General features: G+C 65.7%; 17 protein-coding genes and 1 other RNA gene. 2 read left to right on the top strand and 16 right to left on the bottom strand.

The features are described from left to right. Positions 1-8: 8 nt before the first annotated feature. The 15 genes from ftsA to rsmI all read right to left on the bottom strand — a co-directional run bounded on the left by ftsA (position 9) and on the right by rsmI (position 15700). Entirely contained in the window at positions 9-1241 is a 1233-nt protein-coding gene (gene ftsA, locus ACYVKM_RS14960; RefSeq protein ID WP_460878412.1) for a cell division protein FtsA, read from the bottom strand. After that, positions 1238-1972: a cell division protein FtsQ/DivIB gene (locus ACYVKM_RS14955; protein ID WP_460878411.1), complete on the bottom strand. Its 735-nt coding sequence runs from the start codon at positions 1970-1972 to the stop codon at positions 1238-1240. The genes ftsA and ACYVKM_RS14955 overlap by 4 nt, the downstream gene beginning before the upstream one ends. Further along, positions 1969-2919: a D-alanine--D-alanine ligase gene (locus tag ACYVKM_RS14950; RefSeq protein ID WP_460878410.1), complete on the bottom strand. Its 951-nt coding sequence runs from the start codon at positions 2917-2919 to the stop codon at positions 1969-1971. The genes ACYVKM_RS14955 and ACYVKM_RS14950 overlap by 4 nt, the downstream gene beginning before the upstream one ends. Then, a complete protein-coding gene (gene murC, locus ACYVKM_RS14945; RefSeq protein ID WP_460878409.1) occupies positions 2916-4355 on the bottom strand; it encodes a UDP-N-acetylmuramate--L-alanine ligase in 1440 nt (479 codons plus the stop codon). The genes ACYVKM_RS14950 and murC overlap by 4 nt, the downstream gene beginning before the upstream one ends. After that, the gene (gene murG / locus ACYVKM_RS14940) at positions 4352-5425 is read right to left on the bottom strand and encodes an undecaprenyldiphospho-muramoylpentapeptide beta-N-acetylglucosaminyltransferase (protein ID WP_460878408.1); all 1074 of its coding nucleotides are present in this window, start codon (positions 5423-5425) and stop codon (positions 4352-4354) included. The genes murC and murG overlap by 4 nt, the downstream gene beginning before the upstream one ends. Further along, entirely contained in the window at positions 5422-6660 is a 1239-nt protein-coding gene (gene ftsW / locus ACYVKM_RS14935; protein WP_460878407.1) for a putative lipid II flippase FtsW, read from the bottom strand. The genes murG and ftsW overlap by 4 nt, the downstream gene beginning before the upstream one ends. After that, positions 6660-7760 carry a phospho-N-acetylmuramoyl-pentapeptide-transferase gene (mraY, locus tag ACYVKM_RS14930; RefSeq protein ID WP_460878406.1) on the bottom strand — a complete coding sequence of 367 codons (1101 nt, stop codon included), beginning with the start codon at positions 7758-7760 and terminating at the stop codon, positions 6660-6662. The genes ftsW and mraY overlap by 1 nt, the downstream gene beginning before the upstream one ends. Next, a complete protein-coding gene (locus ACYVKM_RS14925; RefSeq protein WP_460878405.1) occupies positions 7750-9147 on the bottom strand; it encodes a UDP-N-acetylmuramoyl-tripeptide--D-alanyl-D-alanine ligase in 1398 nt (465 codons plus the stop codon). The genes mraY and ACYVKM_RS14925 overlap by 11 nt, the downstream gene beginning before the upstream one ends. Beyond that, entirely contained in the window at positions 9144-10649 is a 1506-nt protein-coding gene (locus tag ACYVKM_RS14920; RefSeq protein ID WP_460878404.1) for a UDP-N-acetylmuramoyl-L-alanyl-D-glutamate--2,6-diaminopimelate ligase, read from the bottom strand. The genes ACYVKM_RS14925 and ACYVKM_RS14920 overlap by 4 nt, the downstream gene beginning before the upstream one ends. After that, positions 10646-12463 carry a peptidoglycan D,D-transpeptidase FtsI family protein gene (locus ACYVKM_RS14915; RefSeq protein ID WP_460878403.1) on the bottom strand — a complete coding sequence of 606 codons (1818 nt, stop codon included), beginning with the start codon at positions 12461-12463 and terminating at the stop codon, positions 10646-10648. The genes ACYVKM_RS14920 and ACYVKM_RS14915 overlap by 4 nt, the downstream gene beginning before the upstream one ends. Further along, entirely contained in the window at positions 12463-12723 is a 261-nt protein-coding gene (gene ftsL, locus ACYVKM_RS14910) for a cell division protein FtsL (RefSeq protein WP_168170861.1), read from the bottom strand. Before ftsL ends, ACYVKM_RS14915 begins: the two co-directional genes overlap by 1 nt. A 5-nt stretch (positions 12724-12728) precedes the next feature. Continuing rightward, a complete protein-coding gene (gene rsmH, locus ACYVKM_RS14905; protein ID WP_460878402.1) occupies positions 12729-13667 on the bottom strand; it encodes a 16S rRNA (cytosine(1402)-N(4))-methyltransferase RsmH in 939 nt (312 codons plus the stop codon). 51 nt (positions 13668-13718) lie between these two features. Then, the gene (gene mraZ, locus ACYVKM_RS14900) at positions 13719-14165 is read right to left on the bottom strand and encodes a division/cell wall cluster transcriptional repressor MraZ (protein ID WP_460878401.1); all 447 of its coding nucleotides are present in this window, start codon (positions 14163-14165) and stop codon (positions 13719-13721) included. A gap of 313 nt (positions 14166-14478) precedes the next feature. Then, positions 14479-14845: RNase P RNA component class A (rnpB, locus tag ACYVKM_RS14895), an RNA gene on the bottom strand. 27 nt (positions 14846-14872) lie between these two features. Then, entirely contained in the window at positions 14873-15700 is an 828-nt protein-coding gene (rsmI, locus tag ACYVKM_RS14890; RefSeq protein ID WP_460878400.1) for a 16S rRNA (cytidine(1402)-2'-O)-methyltransferase, read from the bottom strand. Between the two features lie 82 nt (positions 15701-15782). On the opposite strand from rsmI, the gene ACYVKM_RS14885 reads away from it, so the two are divergent. Both ACYVKM_RS14885 and ACYVKM_RS14880 read left to right on the top strand, forming a co-directional pair. Then, entirely contained in the window at positions 15783-17693 is a 1911-nt protein-coding gene (locus ACYVKM_RS14885) for a penicillin-binding protein activator (RefSeq protein ID WP_460878399.1), read from the top strand. Continuing rightward, on the top strand, positions 17693-18049 hold the full coding sequence (locus ACYVKM_RS14880) for a YraN family protein (RefSeq protein WP_460878398.1): 357 nt from the start codon (positions 17693-17695) through the stop codon (positions 18047-18049). The genes ACYVKM_RS14885 and ACYVKM_RS14880 overlap by 1 nt, the downstream gene beginning before the upstream one ends. 178 nt (positions 18050-18227) lie before the next feature. Here ACYVKM_RS14880 and ACYVKM_RS14875 read toward each other — a convergent pair whose 3' ends face one another. Then, positions 18228-18560: a hypothetical protein gene (locus ACYVKM_RS14875; protein WP_460878397.1), complete on the bottom strand. Its 333-nt coding sequence runs from the start codon at positions 18558-18560 to the stop codon at positions 18228-18230. Positions 18561-18563 lie beyond the last annotated feature (3 nt).

Genomic DNA, 18563 nt, shown 5'->3' with positions numbered 1-18563 from the left:
ATCCGTCCTCAGAAATTCCTGGTGATCCAGCCGCGCAACTTGCCGACCAGACCACCAACGCTGCCGCCCACCGGTCCGCTGGCGCGCATACCGCCTGCACGCGCACCGTGCAGCAGCAGGCCTACGCCGGTGGCATGCAGCGGACTGGAGACGACCTCGCCGAGGCCCTCGATCTGCTGCGGCACGCCGATGCGCACCATCTTGTGGAAGATCTCCTCGGCCAGTTCGAGCGCACCTTCCATCTTCGAGGCGCCTCCGGTCAGCACCACACCGGCGGCGACCAGGCTCTCGTAGCCGGAGCGGCGCAGCTGGTCCTGCACCATCTCGAAGATTTCCTCGTAGCGCGCCTGCACGCTCTGCGCGAGCGACTGCCGCGCGAGCCGGCGCGGCGGACGATCGCCGACGCTGGGTACCTGGATGGTTTCCTCGGCATGCGCCAGCCCGGTCTGTGCGCAGGCGTACTTGATCTTGATCTCCTCCGCATGCGCGGTCGGCGTGTGCACGCCGTAGGCGATATCGCTGGTGACCTGATCGCCACCGACCGGCAGCGAAGCGGTATAGCGGATCGAGCCCTGCGTATAGATCGCGATGTCGGTGGTGCCGGCGCCGATATCGACCAGGCATACGCCGAGCTCGCGTTCGTCGTCGGTCAGCACGGCCTTGGCGCTGGCCAGCGCGGACGGCACCAACTCGTCCACCGACAACCCGCAGCGCTGGATGCACTTGGTGACGTTCTGCACCGCCGCCGCTGCACCGGTGACCAGGTGCACGTTTGCTTCCAGCCGTACGCCACTCATGCCGATCGGCGCGCGGATGCCATCCTGGCCGTCGATGCGGTATTCCTGCGATTCCTTGTAGAGCACCTTGCGGTCGGCCGGGATCGCCACTGCACTGGCCGCTTCCAGCACCTGCTCCAGATCGCCGGCGGTCACCTCGCGGTCGCGGATCGCCGCGTTGCCATGCGAGTTGCGGGTTTCCAGGTGGCTGCCGGAGATCGATGCGTAGACCGAACGGATGTCGCAGCCGGCCATCAGTTCGGCCTCTTCCACGGCGCGCTGGATCGAGTGCACGGTCGACTCGATGTCGACCACCGAGCCGCGCTTCATGCCGCGCGATACATGGGTGCCGATGCCGATCACGGTGATCGGCTCGCCCGGCTCGTACTCGCCGACGATCGCCACCACTTTCGAGGTACCGATATCGAGCCCGACCACCAGTTGTTTGTCGTTACGAGTCTTCATGTGCGGGGCGAACCTCCAGCGTTGACGGCGGCCGCTTGCGGCCAGCGCACGGCAAATCCATTGGTGTAGCGAAGGTCCGCATAAGCAAAGCCGTCGGTATGGCCGGCCATCAGCTGCGGATAGACATCGAGGAAACGACGCAGGCGGCGTCCGGCCTGCTCGCGATCACCGATCACGATCTGCGCGCCGCTGGCGGTGGTGACGCTCCAGCTACCGCGCTCGGTCAGGGCGACACCGGTGATCTGCAGATGGGTGCCGGCAAAAGCCTTCTGCGTGTCGGCATAGAAACTCACCACCTCGGCCAGCCGCGCATCCGGACCACGCAGGCTCGGCAGGCCGCTGGTGTCATCCATACCCGGCGCGTCGAATACCTGGCCCTGGCGGCTGATCAGCTGCTTGTCGTTCCAGCGTGCGAACGGCTGGCGCTCGTAGATGCGCAGCAGCAAGGTGTCCGGCCAGCGCTTGCGCGCCTCCGCCGACTCCACCCATGGCAACGCCGCCACCGCCTTCTGCACGGCATCGAGATCGAGCGCGAAGAAGCCCTTGCCCAGCCGCGGCAGCACTGCCGCGCGGATCTCGTCTTCGTTGACGTGCTTGAACTCGGCCTGCACGGTCAGCCGGGTCACCGGCCAGCGGCCAGCCGCAAACCATCCACGCAACACGCCGACGATCGGCAGCGCGACCAGCGCGACGGCCAGACACCAGGCAACGAGGCGGATGGCTCCCTTCACGCGCCCTCCCGGAAGCTGGTCTCGAGCACGCGCCAGCACAGTTCCTGATAGTCGATGCCGGCCACCGCGGCCGCCTTCGGTACCAGCGAGTGCGAAGTCATGCCCGGTGCGGTATTCACTTCCAGCAGCCAGTTGCGGCCATTGCGATCGCGCATCACGTCGACCCGACCCCAGCCGGCGCAACCCAGTGCATCGAACGCTGCCAGCGACAGTGCGCGCAGCTCTTCTTCGGCTGCACCTTCCAGGCCCGGGCAGAGGTACTGGGTGTCTTCGGCCACGTATTTGGCGTTGTAGTCGTAGAACGCCGCCTTCGGCACGATATGGATGCTGGGCAATACCTGGCGACCCAGGATGGCGACGGTGAGCTCGTCGCCCTCGATCAGGGTTTCCATCAGCAAGTCGCCCGGATACTTCGCCGCCAGCGCGACCGCCGCATCCAGGTCCTTCTCCGCGAACACGCGTGTCACGCCGACACTGGAACCTTCGCAAGCCGGCTTCACGATCAACGGGAAGCCGACGCGCCGTGCTGCCGCATGCACATCCGAGCCGCGCGGAAGCGCCGCGAAGGTCGGCGTCGACAGACCCAGCGACTGCCACACGCGCTTGGAACGCGTCTTGTCCATCGACAGCGCCGAGCCCAGCACGCCCGAACCGGTATACGGCACGTTGAGCGACTCCAGCGCGCCCTGCAGCACGCCATCCTCGCCACCGCCGTGCTGGCCGTGCAGGATGTTGAACACGCGCGCAAAGTGGCCGGCACGCAGCGCATCCAGCAGCGCGGGGATGCCGTCGATCGCATGTGCGTCGATGCCGCGGGCCCGCAACGCGGCCAGCACGTTGCGGCCGGAGTCGAGCGACACCTCGCGCTCCGCCGAGCTGCCACCCATCACCACGGCGACGCGACCGAATTGTGCGGGATCATTGATTTTGTTTGCCGTGACACTCACTTGCTTGTCCTCAGATGGCCGGCCTGCGCCAGCTCCACCGCCGCCGTGCCGATGTCGCCGGCACCGAGCAGCAGCAACAGATCGCCGTCGCGCAGCAGCGCCGGCAGGGTTTCCTTCAGATCACGCGGATGCTCGACCAGCACCGGATCGACCTTGCCGCGTGCGCGCACGGCGCGCGCCAGTGCGCGACCATCGGCACCGATGATCGGCGCCTCGCCAGCCGGGTAGACGTCGGTCAGTACCAGCACGTCGGCCTCGGCCAGCACGTTGGCGAAATCGTCGAGCAGGTCGCGCGTACGGCTGTAGCGATGCGGCTGGAAGCCGACCACCAGTCGACGCTCCGGCCAGCCGCCACGGGCGGCGGCGAACACGGCCGCGAGTTCGCGCGGGTGATGGCCGTAATCGTCGACCAGCAGCACGCTGCCCTGGTCGAGCGCAATCTCGCCGCGGCGATGGAAGCGCCGGCCGACGCCCTGGAAATGCTCCAGCGCATGCGCCAGCGCCTCGGCCTCGACGCCGAGCTGCCAGCCGATCGTGGCGGCGGCCAGCGCATTGAGCACGTTGTGCCGGCCCGGCAGGTTCAGCTTCACCGGTAACGCTTCGGCGCGGTTCGGCAGCAGCAGGTCGAAATGCATCTCGAAGCCGTGCTGGGTCAGGTTCAGCGCACGCACGTCAGCGTCGACGGTATCGATGCCGTAGGTCATCACGCGGCGCGTGGTGGACTTCGCCAGCTCGGCGACTTCCGGATCGTCCATGCACAACACCGCCAGACCGTAGAACGGCAAGCGGTGCAGGAAATCGGCGAACGCCTTCTTCACCTGGGCGAAATCGCCGCCGTAGTTCTCCAGATGATCGGCATCGATGTTGGTGACCGCGGCGATCACCGGCGACAGCAGCAGGAACGAGCCATCGGATTCATCGGCTTCGGCGACCAGATACTGACCCGTGCCAAGACGCGCATTCGCGCCGGCAGCATTCAGCTGGCCGCCGATCACGAAGGTCGGGTCATAGCCGGCCTCGGCCAGCACGCTGGCGGTGAGGCTGGTGGTGGTGGTCTTGCCGTGCGTGCCGGCGATCGCCACGCCGCGGCGGAAGCGCATCAGTTCGCCCAGCATTTCCGCGCGAGGGATCACCGGAATGCGTGCGGCGCGCGCGGCAACCAGCTCCGGGTTGTCCTGCTTGATCGCGCTCGAAGTCACCACCACGTCGGCATCGCCGATGTGCTCGGCGGCATGCCCGACATGCACGCTGATGCCCAGCTGCTGCAGCCGCTGCGCGGTCGGCGAGTTCGCGCGGTCGGAGCCGGACACCGCGTAACCGAGGTTGTGCAGCACCTCGGCGATGCCGCTCATGCCGACGCCACCGATGCCGATGAAGTGCACGCGCTTGAACGTGCTCATCAGGTCCTCATGCGCATGCAGGCGACGCGGCGTCATGCGGCCACCTCCATGCAGGCGCGCGCAATGACCTGCGCCGCGTCGGGTTTCGCCAGCGTGCGCGCAGCCTCGGCCATCACCTGCAAACGGCGACGATCACCCAGCAGCGATTCCAGTCGCTGCGCCAGTATCTGTACGTCCAGCTCACTCTCCTGCATCAATTCGGCAGCACCGATCGCCACCAGCACTTCGGCATTGCGCGTCTGGTGGTCATCCACCGCATGCGGGAACGGCACCAGCACGGCGCCGAGTCCGGCCGCGGTAAGTTCAGCCAGGGTCAGCGCACCGGCGCGGCAGACGGCAAGATCGGCCCAACCGTAACTGCCCGCCATGTCGTCGATGAACGCCACCACCTGCGCCTCGACACCGGCCTTTGCATACGCCTCACGCGCCTCGTCGAGGCCACGCGTACCGCACTGATGCACCACCTCGGGACGCTGCGCCGGGGTGAGCTGGGCCAGCGCCTGCGGCACGGCCAGATTCAACGCACGAGCACCGAGACTGCCGCCCAGCACCAGCAGGCGCGGCCTGTCGTCGCGGCCAGCCATGCGTTCGGCTGGCGGCGGCAGCACCGCGATCGCATCACGCACCGGATTGCCGACCCACTCGGCCTGCGGCAATGCATCGGCAAAACCGGCCAGCACGCGCTTTGCAAATCCCGCCAGCTTGCGATTGGTGAACCCGGCTACGCGATTCTGTTCGTGCACCAGCAACGGCCGCCGCAGCAGCCACGCGGCCATGCCGCCGGGACCCGCCACGTAGCCGCCCATCGACAGTACGCTGCGCGGCTTCACCTTGCGCAGCACGGTCAGCGATGCCATCAACGCACGTAACAACATCAGCGGTGCCAGCAACCGGGTCTTGATGCCCTTCCCGCGCAGGCCGCCGACCGCCACCGTGTGCAGCTCGATGCGATGCGCCGGTACCACCTTGGTCTCCATGCCGCCAACTGCACCCAGCCATACCACCGGCACACCTTGCGCACGCAGGCAGTCGGCCACCGCCAGCCCGGGGAAGATGTGGCCGCCGGTACCGCCAGCCATGATCAGCACGGGTGCCGACGTCGTCATGCGGTCACCGCCTCGCGCGGCGGTGCCGCGACATTCGCATCGACCGCGGCCACGGCCGCCGGCATGCGCGTGGCCATCTGTCGCGCATCCAGCGCGCGGTTGACCTCGAACGTGGCGCGCAGCAGCACGCCGACCATGGCGCAGGTCAGCACCATCGACGAACCGCCGTAGCTGATCAGCGGCAAGGTCAGCCCCTTGGTCGGCAGCGCACCGAGATTCACACCGACCGAGACGATCGCCTGCATCGCCAGCATCAGCGACGTACCAAACGCGACATAGCCCGCAAAACGCTGGCCGATCTCGACGCCCTTCAGGCCCAGATACAGGCCGCGACCCACCGCCAGCGCGAACAGGCCCATCACCAGCAGCACACCGGCCAGACCGAGTTCCTCGCCGATCACGGCGAAGATGAAATCGGTATGCGCCTCCGGCAGATAGGACAGCTTCAACACGCTGGAACCCAGCCCCACGCCATCCCACTCGCCACGCCCGATCGCCATCAGCGACTGGGTCAGCTGGAAGCCGTCGTTGAACGGATCCTTCCACGGATCCATGAACGAGGTCAGCCGCTTCATGCGATAGCTTTCGCCGGTCGCCGCGATGTACAGCAACGGCATCAGCGGCAGGCCCATGATGAACAGGAAGATCGGCCGCGCGCCACCGAGCCAGACCATCGCGATGCTCACCGCAATCACCAGCGTGGCCGAACCGAAATCCGGTTGCGCCAGCAGCAGCAGCACGACGACACCGGCCACGGCGATCGGCTTGATCAGACCGAGGAAGCGTGTCTCCACGTTCTCGCGATGACGCACCAGATAGCTGGCGATGTACACCACCAGAATGAGTTTTACCGCCTCGACCGGTTGGAACGTGGTCACCAACAGGTTCAACCAGCGCCGTGCCCCGTTGAGGCGTATGCCAAGGTGCGGCACGAACACCGCCAGCAGCAGCGCGAATGCGAGCGCCAGCAGCGGAAATGCATACTTCTCCAGCAGCTTGAGCTCGGTACGCATCGCGATACCCGCCGCGAACATGCCAATGCTCAGGAAAAGCAGATGCCTCTTCAGGAAGTAGAACGCGCCCAGGTGCTGGCTGTCTGCCACCGCGATCGAACTGGAGGCCACCATCACCACGCCGACGCTGGCCAGCCCGATCAGCGCGACCAGCAGCCACAGGTCGAAGCTGCCGCGCGGCCCCTGCCGGCGTTTTGCCTGGGTGGTGTCGAAGCCGAACATCAGCGCACCTTCAACGTGGCAAGACCGACCAGCACCAGCACCACGCTGATGATCCAGAAGCGCACGATCACCCGCGGCTCCGGCCAGCCCTTCAATTCGAAGTGGTGATGGATCGGCGCCATCCGGAACACGCGCTTGCCGGTGAGCTTGAAGCTGGCGACCTGGATCATCACCGACGCGGTTTCCATCACGAACACGCCGCCCATCACGAGCAGCACGATTTCCTGCCGCACGATCACCGCGACGCAACCAAGTGCCGCGCCCATCGCCAACGCACCGACGTCACCCATGAAGACCTGCGCCGGATAGGTGTTGAACCACAGGAACCCCAGTCCCGCACCGGCCAGCGCGCCGCAGAAGATCGCCAGTTCGCCGGCACCCGGAATCGACGGGATGCCGAGGTATTCGGAGAACAACTTGTTGCCGGCCAGGTACGCGAACACGCCGAGCGCGCCGGAGACCAGCACGGTCGGCATGATCGCCAGACCATCCAGTCCATCGGTGAGGTTCACCGCGTTGGAAAAGCCGACGATCATGAAATAGGTCACCACCACGAAGAACAGGCCCATCGGCACCACGACGTGCTTGAACAGCGGCACATACAACGCGGTCTCCGCCACCGGCAGCGTGCCGATCGCCTGCGGCGCGCTGTAATAGAGGAACACCGCGGCACCGAGGCCGAACACCGACTGCCAGAAATACTTCCAGCGACTGGCCAGCCCGCGGCTGTCCTTCAGCACCAGCTTGCGGTAATCGTCGTAGAAGCCGATCGCGCCATACGCCAGCATCACCGCCAGCACCACCCAGACATAGCGGTTGCGCAGATCGGCCCACAGCAAGGTGGCCACGCTGACCGAGAGCAGGATCATCACGCCGCCCATGGTCGGCGTGCCGGCCTTGACCAGATGCGTCTGCGGACCGTCGCTGCGTACCACCTGCCCGGCCTTCAGGGCAGCCAGCCGGTTGATCAGCCACGGCCCGCACAGCAGCGACATCGCGAGCGCGGTGAGCGCCGCCATGATCGTGCGGAAGGTGATGTACTGGAACAGATGCAGCGCGGTGAAATGCCGTGCCATCCAGTCGGCCAGTTCAAGCAGCATCGGAGGCACCTCCCTTGTTCTTGTCCGCATGGCCCGGATGACCACCGAGCGCTGCCACCACCTGTTCCATGCCGGCCGAACGCGAGCCCTTCACCAGGCAGGTGACACCGCCGTGCAACTGCGCCTGCAGCGCGGCAACCAACGCCGATTTGTCGGAAAAATGTTCGCCGCGCGCACCAAATGCCTCGACCGTGGCCGCACCGAGCGGGCCGACCGCGAACAGCCGGTCGACACCGCGTTCGCGGGCACGGATACCGATGCCCGCATGCAACATGCGCGCATCCGCGCCCAGCTCGGCCATGTCACCCAGCACCAGCCAGCGCTCGCCGGTGGCCAGCAGCAGCGTGTCGATCGCCGCTGCCATCGAGCTGGGATTCGCGTTGTAGCTGTCGTCGATCAGCGTCCAGCCTCCAGCCGTCACCTCGCGATGCAGCCGACCGGCGACTCCCGATACCTGCTCCAGTCCGGCGACGATGGTGTCCAGCGGCACCTCGAGTGCCAGTGCGACCGACGCTGCCGCCAATGCATTGGCAATGTTGTGGCGACCGGGCAGCGGCAGCGCCACCTCGGCATCGCCGCCTGGCGTGCTGAGCACGAAGCGCGAACCGTCGACGCGCTGCTCGACGATGTCCGCACCGACATCCGCCGCATGGTCCAGGCCGAAGCGCAGCTGTTTGCGCGCACCGGCGAGCCCGCTGAAGAAACTGGCAAAGCCATCGTCGGCGTTGATGACCGCGATACCGTCGACCGGCAACGACTGATACAGTGCTCCCTTGGTTTCGGCCACGCCCTCGATGCTGCCCATCCGCTCAAGATGCGCCGGCGCAATGAGTGTGACGAGGCCGATATCGGGCCGTGCGATGGCGGCCAGATACGCAATGTCACCCGGCTTGCCGGCGCCCATCTCGAAAACCGCGTATTCGGCATCCTGCGGCATCGCCAGCAGGCTCAGCGGCAAGCCCAGCTCGTTGTTGTAATTGCCCGCGCTGACATGCGTACGACCATGCCTCGACAGGATCGATGCGACCAGCGTCTTCACGGTGGTCTTGCCGTTGGAGCCGGTGATGCCGACCACACGCACGTCACGCTGCGCGCGCACCGCACTGGCCAGATCACCCAGCGCCAGCCCGGTATCGCCCACCAGCACTTGCGGCAACTCGCTGTCGACCTTGCGTGTCACCAGCGCGGCCACCGCGCCGCGCGCCGCGGCATCGGCCAGATAATCGTGGCCGTCCACCCGTTCGCCCCTGATCGCCACGAACAAGTCGCCGGGCTTCAGCTTGCGGGTATCGATGGCGACACCGCCGACCTCGATACTGCCGATGTCGACATCGCCGCCGGACAACTGGCCATGGGTCCACACGGCAATCGTGCTCAGCCGCATCATGTGCGCGGCTCCCGGCTGATCCGTTCCAGTGCCGCGTGCGCCACCGCCAGGTCGTCGAACGGCCGCTTGCCGGCCGCACCTTCCTGGTAGCTCTCATGACCCTTGCCGGCGATCAGCACGACATCGCCGGACTGCGCGATCTGCAGCGCCTGGCCGATTGCCGTGGCACGATCGCGCTCGACCGTCATCGCGCGTGACGCCGTCATGCCGGCGACGATCTGCGCCACGATGGCATCGCCATCCTCGCCGCGCGGATTGTCGTCGGTGACGATCGCGACATCCGCCAGCCTTGCAGCGATCTCGCCCATCAGCGGGCGCTTGCCGGCATCACGCTCGCCGCCGCAACCGAACACGCAGATCAGCCGTCCGGCGCAATGCGCCCGCACGGCGGTCAATGCCTGCTCCAGCGCGTCCGGCGTATGCGCGTAATCGACCACCACCAGCGGCAAACCCTGCCGGCCACCGATCCGGCTCATGCGGCCGTTGACCGGCTGCAGTTGCTCGACCGCGGCCACGATCCGCTCGAACGATTCGCCCAGCGCCCCGAGGCAGGCCACCACGACGAGCAGATTCGCCACGTTGAAACGACCCAGCAGATGACTGCTCAGCGCATGCGTGCCCCATGGCGTGCGCAGGCGGAATGCCAACCCTTCGGCCGAGGTGACGATGGCGCTGGCGGTAATCTCGGCGTCGGCTTCATCAACCATGCTGAAACGCAGCGGCTTCACGCCGGGCAGCAGCTGCGCCGCCAGTTCACGCCCGAAGGTATCGTCGATATTGATCACGGCCGCCTGCAGCCCCGGCCATGCGAACAGTTTCGCCTTGGCTGCGCCGTACGCCTCCATGCTGCCGTGATAGTCCAGATGGTCGCGGGTGAGATTGGTGAAGGCCGCCACCTCGAAATCCACCGCGGCGACGCGACCTTGCTCCAGCGCGTGCGACGACACTTCCATCGCCACATGGCTGGCGCCGGTCTCGCGGAATTCCGCCAGCAGGCCCTGCACACTGATCGCGTCGGGCGTGGTGCGCTCGCCTTCGCGCAGCTGGCCGTGCAGGCCCGTGCCAAGCGTGCCGATGGTGGCCGCGCCATGACCGAGCAGGCTCAGCGCCTGCGCCAGCAGCTGCACGCACGAGGTCTTGCCATTGGTACCGGTGACGCCGACCACGCGCAACGCCTCGGCCGGGCGGTCATAGAAACGCGCGGCGATTTCGCCGACCTGGGCATGCAGGTCATCGATCCACAGCAACGGCACGTCGAGCGGCGCGACTTCGACGGCCGGCGCCTCGGCCAGCACCACCTGGGCACCGCGCTGCACCGCGCCGGCAGCAAACTCGATGCCATGACCCTGCGTGCCACGCAGCGCGAAAAAGGCATCGCCGCGGCGCACGCGGCGCGAGTCGAGCGTCAGCCCGGACAGCACGATGCGGCCGACGCCCGGCATCGCAGCTACCTGCGCATCGGCAATCCCCAGCAACAGTTGATCGAGGTGGCCGGTGCTCATGGCGTCGCATCCTCGACCGGCGCGTCCTCGATGTTCGGTGCCGTCGGCGGCTTGCTGCCGGTCAGGCCGTCCGGAGACTGCAGGGGTCCGCCGACATACCAGCGGCCGATGTTGTCCGGCGGGATGTCGAGCAGGCGCAGCGCGCCGGACATGACCTTGGCGAAGACCGGCCCCGACACCAGGCCGCCGTAGTAACTGCCCTTGCGCGGATTGTCGACCACCACCGCAGCGACCAGCTGCGGATTGGTCGCCGGCACCATGCCCGCAAATGCTGCGCCGTAGTTGTCCTTCGAATAACCGCCCGCGGTGGCCTTGTGCGCGGTGCCGGTCTTGCCGGCCACCGTGTAATTGGCGATCCACGCATACGGCGCCGCGGTGCCGCCCGGCTGGGTGGTGGTCTCCAGCATGCCGACCAGTTCGTGCGCGATCTGCGGGTCGATGATCACCTTGGCGTCGTTGTCGCCGCCCTTGATGAAGGTCGGCGAGTGCATGACGCCGCCGTCGGCGATCGTCGCGTAGGCGTTGGCCAGCTGCAGCACGGTCACGTTGAGGCCGTAGCCGTAACCCAGGATCGCCTTTTCCAGCGGCCGCCACTTGACCCCGACCTGCAGATAACCGGAGGCCTCACCGGGAAACCCGCTGTTGGTGCTGTTGCCGAAACCGAACGCGCGGTAGGTGTCGTACATCAGGCTCGTGTCGAGCGTCATCGCGATATGTGCGGCACCGACGTTGCTCGACTTGGTGATCACCCCGGTCGGCGACAGCAACCCGTAGTTGTGCGTGTCGTGGATGTCGTGACCCTGGAAAAACCAGTGGCCGCCGGTGGTGTCGATCAGCGGGCCAGTCGGCGTGTACTTGCCGCTGGAAAGCGCCGCCGCCATCAGGATCGGCTTGATCGTCGAACCCGGCTCGAGCACGTCGGTCATCGAGCGATTGCGCCGCTGCTCGGGCTTGCTGCCGCTTACCGAGTTCGGGTTGTAGGTCGGCAGGTTGACCATCGCCAGCACTTCGCCGGTTTTCACGTCGAGGATCACCATCGAACCGGAATCGGCCTGCGACTTTTCCAGCGTGCTCTTCAATTCGTTGTAGGCAAGGAACTGGATGCGGCGGTCGATGCTGAGCGTGAGGTTCTGTCCGGGCTTCGGCGCACGCACCTGCTCGACATCCTCCACCACATGCCCCATGCGGTCGCGAATCACGCGCTTGGCGCCCGGCTTGCCGGCCAGCCAGTCGTCATAGGCCAGTTCCAGGCCTTCCTGGCCGTGGTCGTCGATATTGGTGAAGCCAAGCACGTGCGCGGTCACCTCGCCGGACGGGTAGTAGCGCTTGAATTCGCGCTGGCCGTTGATGCCGGGGACATTCAGGTCCAGCACGGATTGCGCCGCCGCCGGCGACATCTGCCGGCGCAGATAGACGAACTCGCGATCCGCGCGCTGTTCGAGATACTGCTTGATGGTGTCCGGGTCGGCACCCAGTGCCTTGGCCAGCGCAGGGATGCGCTCGGCGTTGTCCAGCACCTCGGAGGGATTGGCCCAGATCGACATCACCGGCGTCGACACCGCCAGTGGTTCGCCATTGCGGTCGAAGATGGTGCCGCGCGATACCTTGATCTCCATCTCGCGCAGGAAGCGCGCATCGCCCTGGCGCTGGTAGAACTGCTTGCGCACCACTTGCAGGTCGAACGCGCGCGCGACCAGCCCTAGCGAGGCCAGGCCCAGCAGACCGACCACCACCACCATGCGCCTGCGCGCACTGGGAGCGGCACTGTGGCGGCGACCTTGCCGGGAGGGTGTGCTGTGATCGCGCCAGCGCATCAGTGCAACAACCTGATGTCTTGCGGGCGCGGATCGACCATGCCCAGCCGCTGGCGCGCCTCGTCGTCGATGCGACGCGGCTCGGCATAGGTGGCCTGTTCCAGCTCGAGCTGGCCGTATTCGATATTCAATTCGTCGCGCTGGTTCTGCAGCGCGGTCAGGTTGACGAACAGCACGCGGCTCTCGTGACGCGTCCACACCACACCGAGCGCGCTGGCCAGCACAGCCGCCAGCAGGATCAGCATGAACAGGCCGCCGATCACCTTCATGCGCGGCCTCCTTCAGATAGCTTCTCCGCCACCCGCAGCACCGCCGAGCGCGAACGCGGATTCACCGCGATCTCCGACTCCGACGGAAACTGCGCCTTGCCGACCGCCGCCAGGCGCGCCGGTACCGTAGCTACCGGCGGTCCGCGCCGGCTGTTTTGCACGCGTCCGGAGTGATCTCGGATGAACAGCTTCACCGCACGGTCTTCCAGCGAATGGAAGCTGATCACCGACAACCGGCCGCCGGGCCTGAGCCGCTCCAACGCGGCATTCAAACCTTTCTGCAACGCATCCAGCTCGCCATTTACACGAATGCGCAACGCCTGGAAGCTGCGCGTGGCCGGATGCTTGCCCGGCTCGCGACGACCAGCCACGCGCTCGATCAGCGCAGCCAGCTGGCCGGTACGGGTGAATGGCGTGGTGGCGCGATCCTCGACGATCGCACGAGCGATGCGCCGGCTGTGGCGCTCTTCGCCGTAGGTCCACAGCACGTCGGCGATCTCGCGCTCGTCGGCATGCGCCAGGAAATCCGCCGCGCTCTCGCCCTGCGTGGTGTCCATGCGCATGTCCAGCGGCGCATCCGCCATGAAGCTGAAGCCGCGCGACGCTTCGTCGAGCTGCGGTGAAGACACGCCCAGATCCAGCAGCACGCCGTCGAGGCCGCCCGCCGTTTCGTCCCACTCGGCCAGACTGGAGAAATTGGCATGCCGGATCGCCACGCGCGTATCGCCGGCAAATTCAGCCTGGGCCGCGGCGATCGCCGTGGGGTCACGATCCATCAGCAGCAGCCGACCTGCGGGGCCGAGGCGCGACAGTACGGCGCGGGCATGACCACCACGTCCGAACGTTCCATCGAGATAGCGCCCGTCAGACTGCACGGACAAACCCTCCACCGCTTCACCCAGCATCACCGGGATGTGCCGCAACTGCTCGGCCATACCGCACTCCCGCCCCGTCCAACCCGATTCCACTGCACCGACCATTGCCGGTTACAGGCGCAGAACTGCCATTTCGTCTGTGATGTCGTCTTCGCCGATGCTCTGGCGGATCTTGGCCAGGTGGGCCTGTTCGCTCCAAAGCTCGAACTTGTTGCCCATGCCCAGCAGCACCGCCTTCTTCTCGATGCCGGCGGCCGTACGCTGGCTGGCTGGAAGCAGCACCCGGCCCGCGCCATCAGGCTCGACCTCGGCGGCGGCACCGACCAGCTTCATCTGCATGTCGCGATGAGCCGCCTTGACCTTGGGCAGTGCATTCACCTGATCGCGCACCTGCTCCCATTCGGCTTGCGGGAACAGCCACAGGCAGCCCGGCTCGAACGGGTTGTAGGTAATCACCAGACGATTGCCGCACTCGCCCGCAACCAACTCTCGATACGCGGTCGGAATGGCCAGACGGCCCTTGTCGTCTACAGTGATGGCGGTTTCGCCTTGGAACACGATCAAATGACTCCACTAAAACCCACGATTTCACACCGGAACCCACGATAATCTCGCCCCATGAGACTGTCAAGGGAAATCTCTTGAGAATCAAAGAGAAAGGCGAAGTTGTGACGGTAATTCCAGCGTTTTCTCACAAACCTCTTCAAGGTGTTTGAAAGCAGGGGATTTTTTATTTTGGTATGCGTGCTGTCATACCGCCCGATTGAAGGCATTCGTGGTTTTCGGGGAAGTCGGGGATGAACCGGCGTTCATTCCGGGTGTTCCCACATCACCCCGACGCGGATGTCGCCGCGCCGGGGCATACGGGAATAGGTGGAGTCGGCCTGTAAGCCGGGTTCTGTACGTCTTGCGACGCGACAGTCATTCCTCTCGGCCAGACGTCGCCGTCTGGCTCCAGCAACCTACCCGGGAACAACGCGGGCCGCGTTATCGTTCCCCTATTTGGTCTTGCTCCGAGTGGGGTTTACCGTGCCGTACGGCGTTGGCCCCGTACGCGGTGCGCTCTTACCGCACCCTTTCACCCTTACCACGCACATCCGAAGATGCCGTTCGGCGGTCTGCTCTCTGTTGCACTGGCCGTCAGCTCACGCTGCCCAGGAGTTACCTGGCACTCTGCCCTGCGGAGCCCGGACTTTCCTCGATGCGCTTGCGCGCGACGCGACTGTCCGGCCGACTCCACCGGCGATTGTACTCCACGTGATGCGTCAGCCCTCGTAGAGCAGTTTGCGTGGAGCGCCGGTAATCGCCGCCGCCATCTTCGCGGCCTTCGCCGGCGGCAGCTCCTCGCGCAGGATCGCGAAGATGCGCTGGCCTTCGGCGAGCCTGGCATCCGCTTCCTCGCCGCGTCCGGCCACCAGGATCACGCACTCGCCGCGCTGCTGGTCGGGATCGGCCGCGACACGTGCCACCAGTTCCGCCAGCGGCTCGCCCAGCACCGTCTCGAACATCTTGGTCAGTTCGCGCGCCAGCACGGCCTCACGCGCGGCCCCGAATACATCACGCATGTCGACCAGACTCTCGGCCACGCGATGCGACGACTCATAAAAGATGACTGTACGCACATCACCAGCCAGCTCCTGCAGGCGGCTGCGCCGGGCGGCGGCCTTCGGCGGCAGGAACCCCTCGAACACGAAACGGTCGCTGGGCAACCCCGCCACCGACAGCGCAGCAATCGCCGCGCAGGCACCCGGCACCGGGATGCAGCGAATACCTGCAGCGCGCGCGGCACGCACCAGGCGAAAACCCGGATCGCTGATCAGCGGCGTGCCTGCGTCGGAAATCAGCGCCACCGAGTCGCCGCCCTGCAACCGCCGCACGATCGCCTCCACCGCGTCGCGCTCGTTGTGCTCGTGCAGGGCGATCAGCGGCGTATCGATATTGTGGTGTACCAGCAACGGCCGACTGTGCCGGGTGTCCTCGGCAGCGATCACCGCCACCGCACGCAAGGTCTCGATGGCGCGCGCGGACAGGTCGTCGCGATGACCGATCGGCGTGGCGACCACCCACAGGCAACCTGGCTGAACTGATGACATTCCGAGAACTCCTGCACCGCGAGGCGACAATCCAATCCGCTATGATCGCGCATTGACGACCATGACGAACAAGGGACCTCCCATGCGCCTCATGCGCACCGCCGCGACCGGATTGCTGCTTGCACTTGCGCTGGCCGCCTGTGTGCCGATGAACGTCCAGCGCTCGCCGGCGGAAATCGCCGCTGCACAGAGTGCCGCCGCACTGGCGCAGCAAGGCCAGTTCGATCAGGCCGCACAGGCCTACCTGACGCTGGCCACGCAATCTCCCGGCCACGCCGACAGCTACCGCCTGCAGGCCGCCGAAGCCTGGCGCCAGGAAGGCCAGATCGAGCGCGCCGGGCCCACCCTGGACAGCATCAAGCGTCAGCGCCTCAGCGGTGACGAGCCACTTCAGTTCGATCTGCTGCGCGCCGAACTGGCACTCGGCAAAAACGATGCGCAGACCGCGTTGCAACTTACCACCCAACCGAACGTCATCGTGCCGGCCAGAATGCAGCTGCGCCTGCTGGAACTGCGCGCCCGCGCCATGCAGGCCAGCGGCGACAACTGGGGCGCCGCGCGCACACGCGTGCAGATGGATGACCAGCTCAGCGGCTTCGACCACACCCAGAACCGCCGACAAATTCTCGATCTGCTCGGCAAGGTGGACATCGATTCGCTCAAGCAACGCGCCGCCGCGATGAAACCGGGCGACCGCATGCTGTCGTGGATCAACGAGGCACTGAGCCGGCGAGGCGTCGCCGTGGCGCGTCCGCAGCCCGAACTGCAGCAACCGGTCGGCACCTTGCTGCCCGGTGCCAATGCGAACGTGCGCGAAGGCTACAAGGCGCCCGCCCAGCTGGCCCTGCTGCTGCCTAGCGACGGCAACTACGCGGCCGCGAGCACCCCGATCCGCGAAGGCTTCTTCGCGGCCTACCTCGATGCCGGACGCAACCATGCGCCGCGCCCGATCGTGCGTGTGTACGACAGTCACGGCACCGCCGATGGCGCCATCAAGGCCTATCAGCAGGCGGTCAGTGACGGCGCCAATCTGGTGGTCGGCCCGCTGACCCGCGGCGAAGTCGCCGCAGTCTTTGGCCAGGCGCAGCTGCCGGTACCGTTGCTCGCACTCAACCATCCCGACAACCGCCAGCTGCCCGCCGGCGACACCAGCGAATTCGGCCTGCTGCCGGAGACCGAAGGTGCCCAGGTTGCCGATCACATGATCGAGCGCGGCCTGCATCACGCCTACGTGCTCGTCTCCAACGACGATTTCGCCCAGCGCGCCGCCACGGCATTCAAGGCCGAGCTGGCTGCCCGTGGTGGCCAGCTCGACGGCATGCTCACCCTGACCAGCTTCACCAACGCGGTCAGCGGACTGAACATTCCGCATGGCAACTCCGCCCCTGCCCCTGCTGCCAGCACCACCGCACCGACACCGGCGGATACGGATACCGGTGCCGGCAACGACACTGGCATCTTCATCAGCATGCGGCCGAACCAGGCACGCATGCTGATACCGCAATTGCAGATCGCGAACATCCACCTCCCGGTGTTCGCCACCTCGCATGTCTATGCCGGCAGCGACGACGCCACCGCGAACCGCGACCTCGATGGCGTGGAGTTCTGCGATTCTCCGTGGCTGTTCGACGCACAGCCGGGCCTGCCGAACCGCGACGACATCGCCGCCCAGCTACCTTCCGCCAACGGTGGCACCGCGCGACTGTTCGCGTTCGGCATGGATGCGTGGAACCTGGTGCCATATCTCGACTGGTTGCGCACGCACCCGGGCAGCTACATGCCCGGTGCCAGCGGCCAGCTCACCGCCGACCAGTTCGGTCGCATCCGCCGCGTACTGATCTGGGCGAAGTTCCAGGATGGCATAGCGCGGCCACTGAGCGGCAGCCTGCAGACGGATGACATGCCATCCAATGCACCACCCGCCGACACCGCACCGGCGCCGTCCAGCTCCGTCCCGGCAAGCGCCTCGTCGAGCGGCACCATCCCCGGTTGATGCGTGCCGCCGGCGACACCTTCGAGCAACGCGCCTGCGTCGAACTCGAACGTGCCGGACTGACCCTGCTGGCACGCAACTACAACACCCGCCACGGCGAACTGGATCTGGTGATGCGCGACGGCGACACCGTCGTGTTCGTCGAGGTGCGCTATCGCAAAGACGCCAGTCACGGCGATGCCGCCGCATCGATCACCGCCAGCAAGCAGGCCAGGCTGATCCTCGCCGCACAACACTGGCTCGCTGCCCATCCGCAGCACGCGCGACGTCCCAGTCGCTTCGATGTGATGAGTTATGACGGGCCACCTGATGCTGCGCATGGCGAGTGGCTGCGCGGGGCGTTTGATGCGACCTGATCGGATTGGACTCCAGTGCGCCGCGCCACTCAAAAACGGGGGCGTCGTAGTGAGTTGACTGGTGCGCATGTCCGTCCTCGTCAGGTTGACGGACCTTACTCAACTTTGAGTGGTACGGCTCTATGGAAGCAGGTCACCTGCAAAGATGTTGCAGAAGAACTTCAATCACGACCTAGAACTAATCTTTATCTTTTCTTGCCTCATTCTTATACATCTGCATTACTAAGCAGGCATTTATTATCCACACTGTAAATAGGATAGTAAGCCCTGTCCCTGACACCCCGAGGGGATCCGGGAAAAATCTTCCTACGAAAAATCCAATTACAATATCTACCGAGGAAACAACAATAAGTATTACGCGATTTTTCTTTATTATTATCTGCTTATATGCAAACCAAGCAAGTGCTAGACATACCAGCATACCAATTGAATACAAAGGAATAGCAGAGAAAGCCAAGAACCCTGCTAACGCGCTTAAGGACAAGTAAAGAATTGATAATGAACGCTTCAAAAG

The organism is Rhodanobacter koreensis, from assembly GCF_054782855.1.
Note: the sequence above shows the minus strand (reverse complement) of the source record. Positions and strands in the feature narration are given on the sequence as shown.

What these genes read in the sequence shown, in the direction of transcription:
- ftsA (WP_460878412.1), bottom strand. Translation starts at nt 1,241, where the DNA reads ATGAAGACTCGTAACGACAAACAACTGGTGGTCGGGCTCGATATCGGT.
- murC (WP_460878409.1), bottom strand. Translation starts at nt 4,355, where the DNA reads ATGACGCCGCGTCGCCTGCATGCGCATGAGGACCTGATGAGCACGTTC.
- murG (WP_460878408.1), bottom strand. Translation starts at nt 5,425, where the DNA reads ATGACGACGTCGGCACCCGTGCTGATCATGGCTGGCGGTACCGGCGGC.
- ftsW (WP_460878407.1), bottom strand. Translation starts at nt 6,660, where the DNA reads ATGTTCGGCTTCGACACCACCCAGGCAAAACGCCGGCAGGGGCCGCGC.
- mraY (WP_460878406.1), bottom strand. Translation starts at nt 7,760, where the DNA reads ATGCTGCTTGAACTGGCCGACTGGATGGCACGGCATTTCACCGCGCTG.
- ACYVKM_RS14925 (WP_460878405.1), bottom strand. Translation starts at nt 9,147, where the DNA reads ATGATGCGGCTGAGCACGATTGCCGTGTGGACCCATGGCCAGTTGTCC.
- ACYVKM_RS14920 (WP_460878404.1), bottom strand. Translation starts at nt 10,649, where the DNA reads ATGAGCACCGGCCACCTCGATCAACTGTTGCTGGGGATTGCCGATGCG.
- ACYVKM_RS14915 (WP_460878403.1), bottom strand. Translation starts at nt 12,463, where the DNA reads ATGCGCTGGCGCGATCACAGCACACCCTCCCGGCAAGGTCGCCGCCAC.
- rsmH (WP_460878402.1), bottom strand. Translation starts at nt 13,667, where the DNA reads ATGGCCGAGCAGTTGCGGCACATCCCGGTGATGCTGGGTGAAGCGGTG.
- rsmI (WP_460878400.1), bottom strand. Translation starts at nt 15,700, where the DNA reads ATGTCATCAGTTCAGCCAGGTTGCCTGTGGGTGGTCGCCACGCCGATC.
- ACYVKM_RS14885 (WP_460878399.1), top strand. Translation starts at nt 15,783, where the DNA reads ATGCGCCTCATGCGCACCGCCGCGACCGGATTGCTGCTTGCACTTGCG.
- ACYVKM_RS14880 (WP_460878398.1), top strand. Translation starts at nt 17,693, where the DNA reads ATGCGTGCCGCCGGCGACACCTTCGAGCAACGCGCCTGCGTCGAACTC.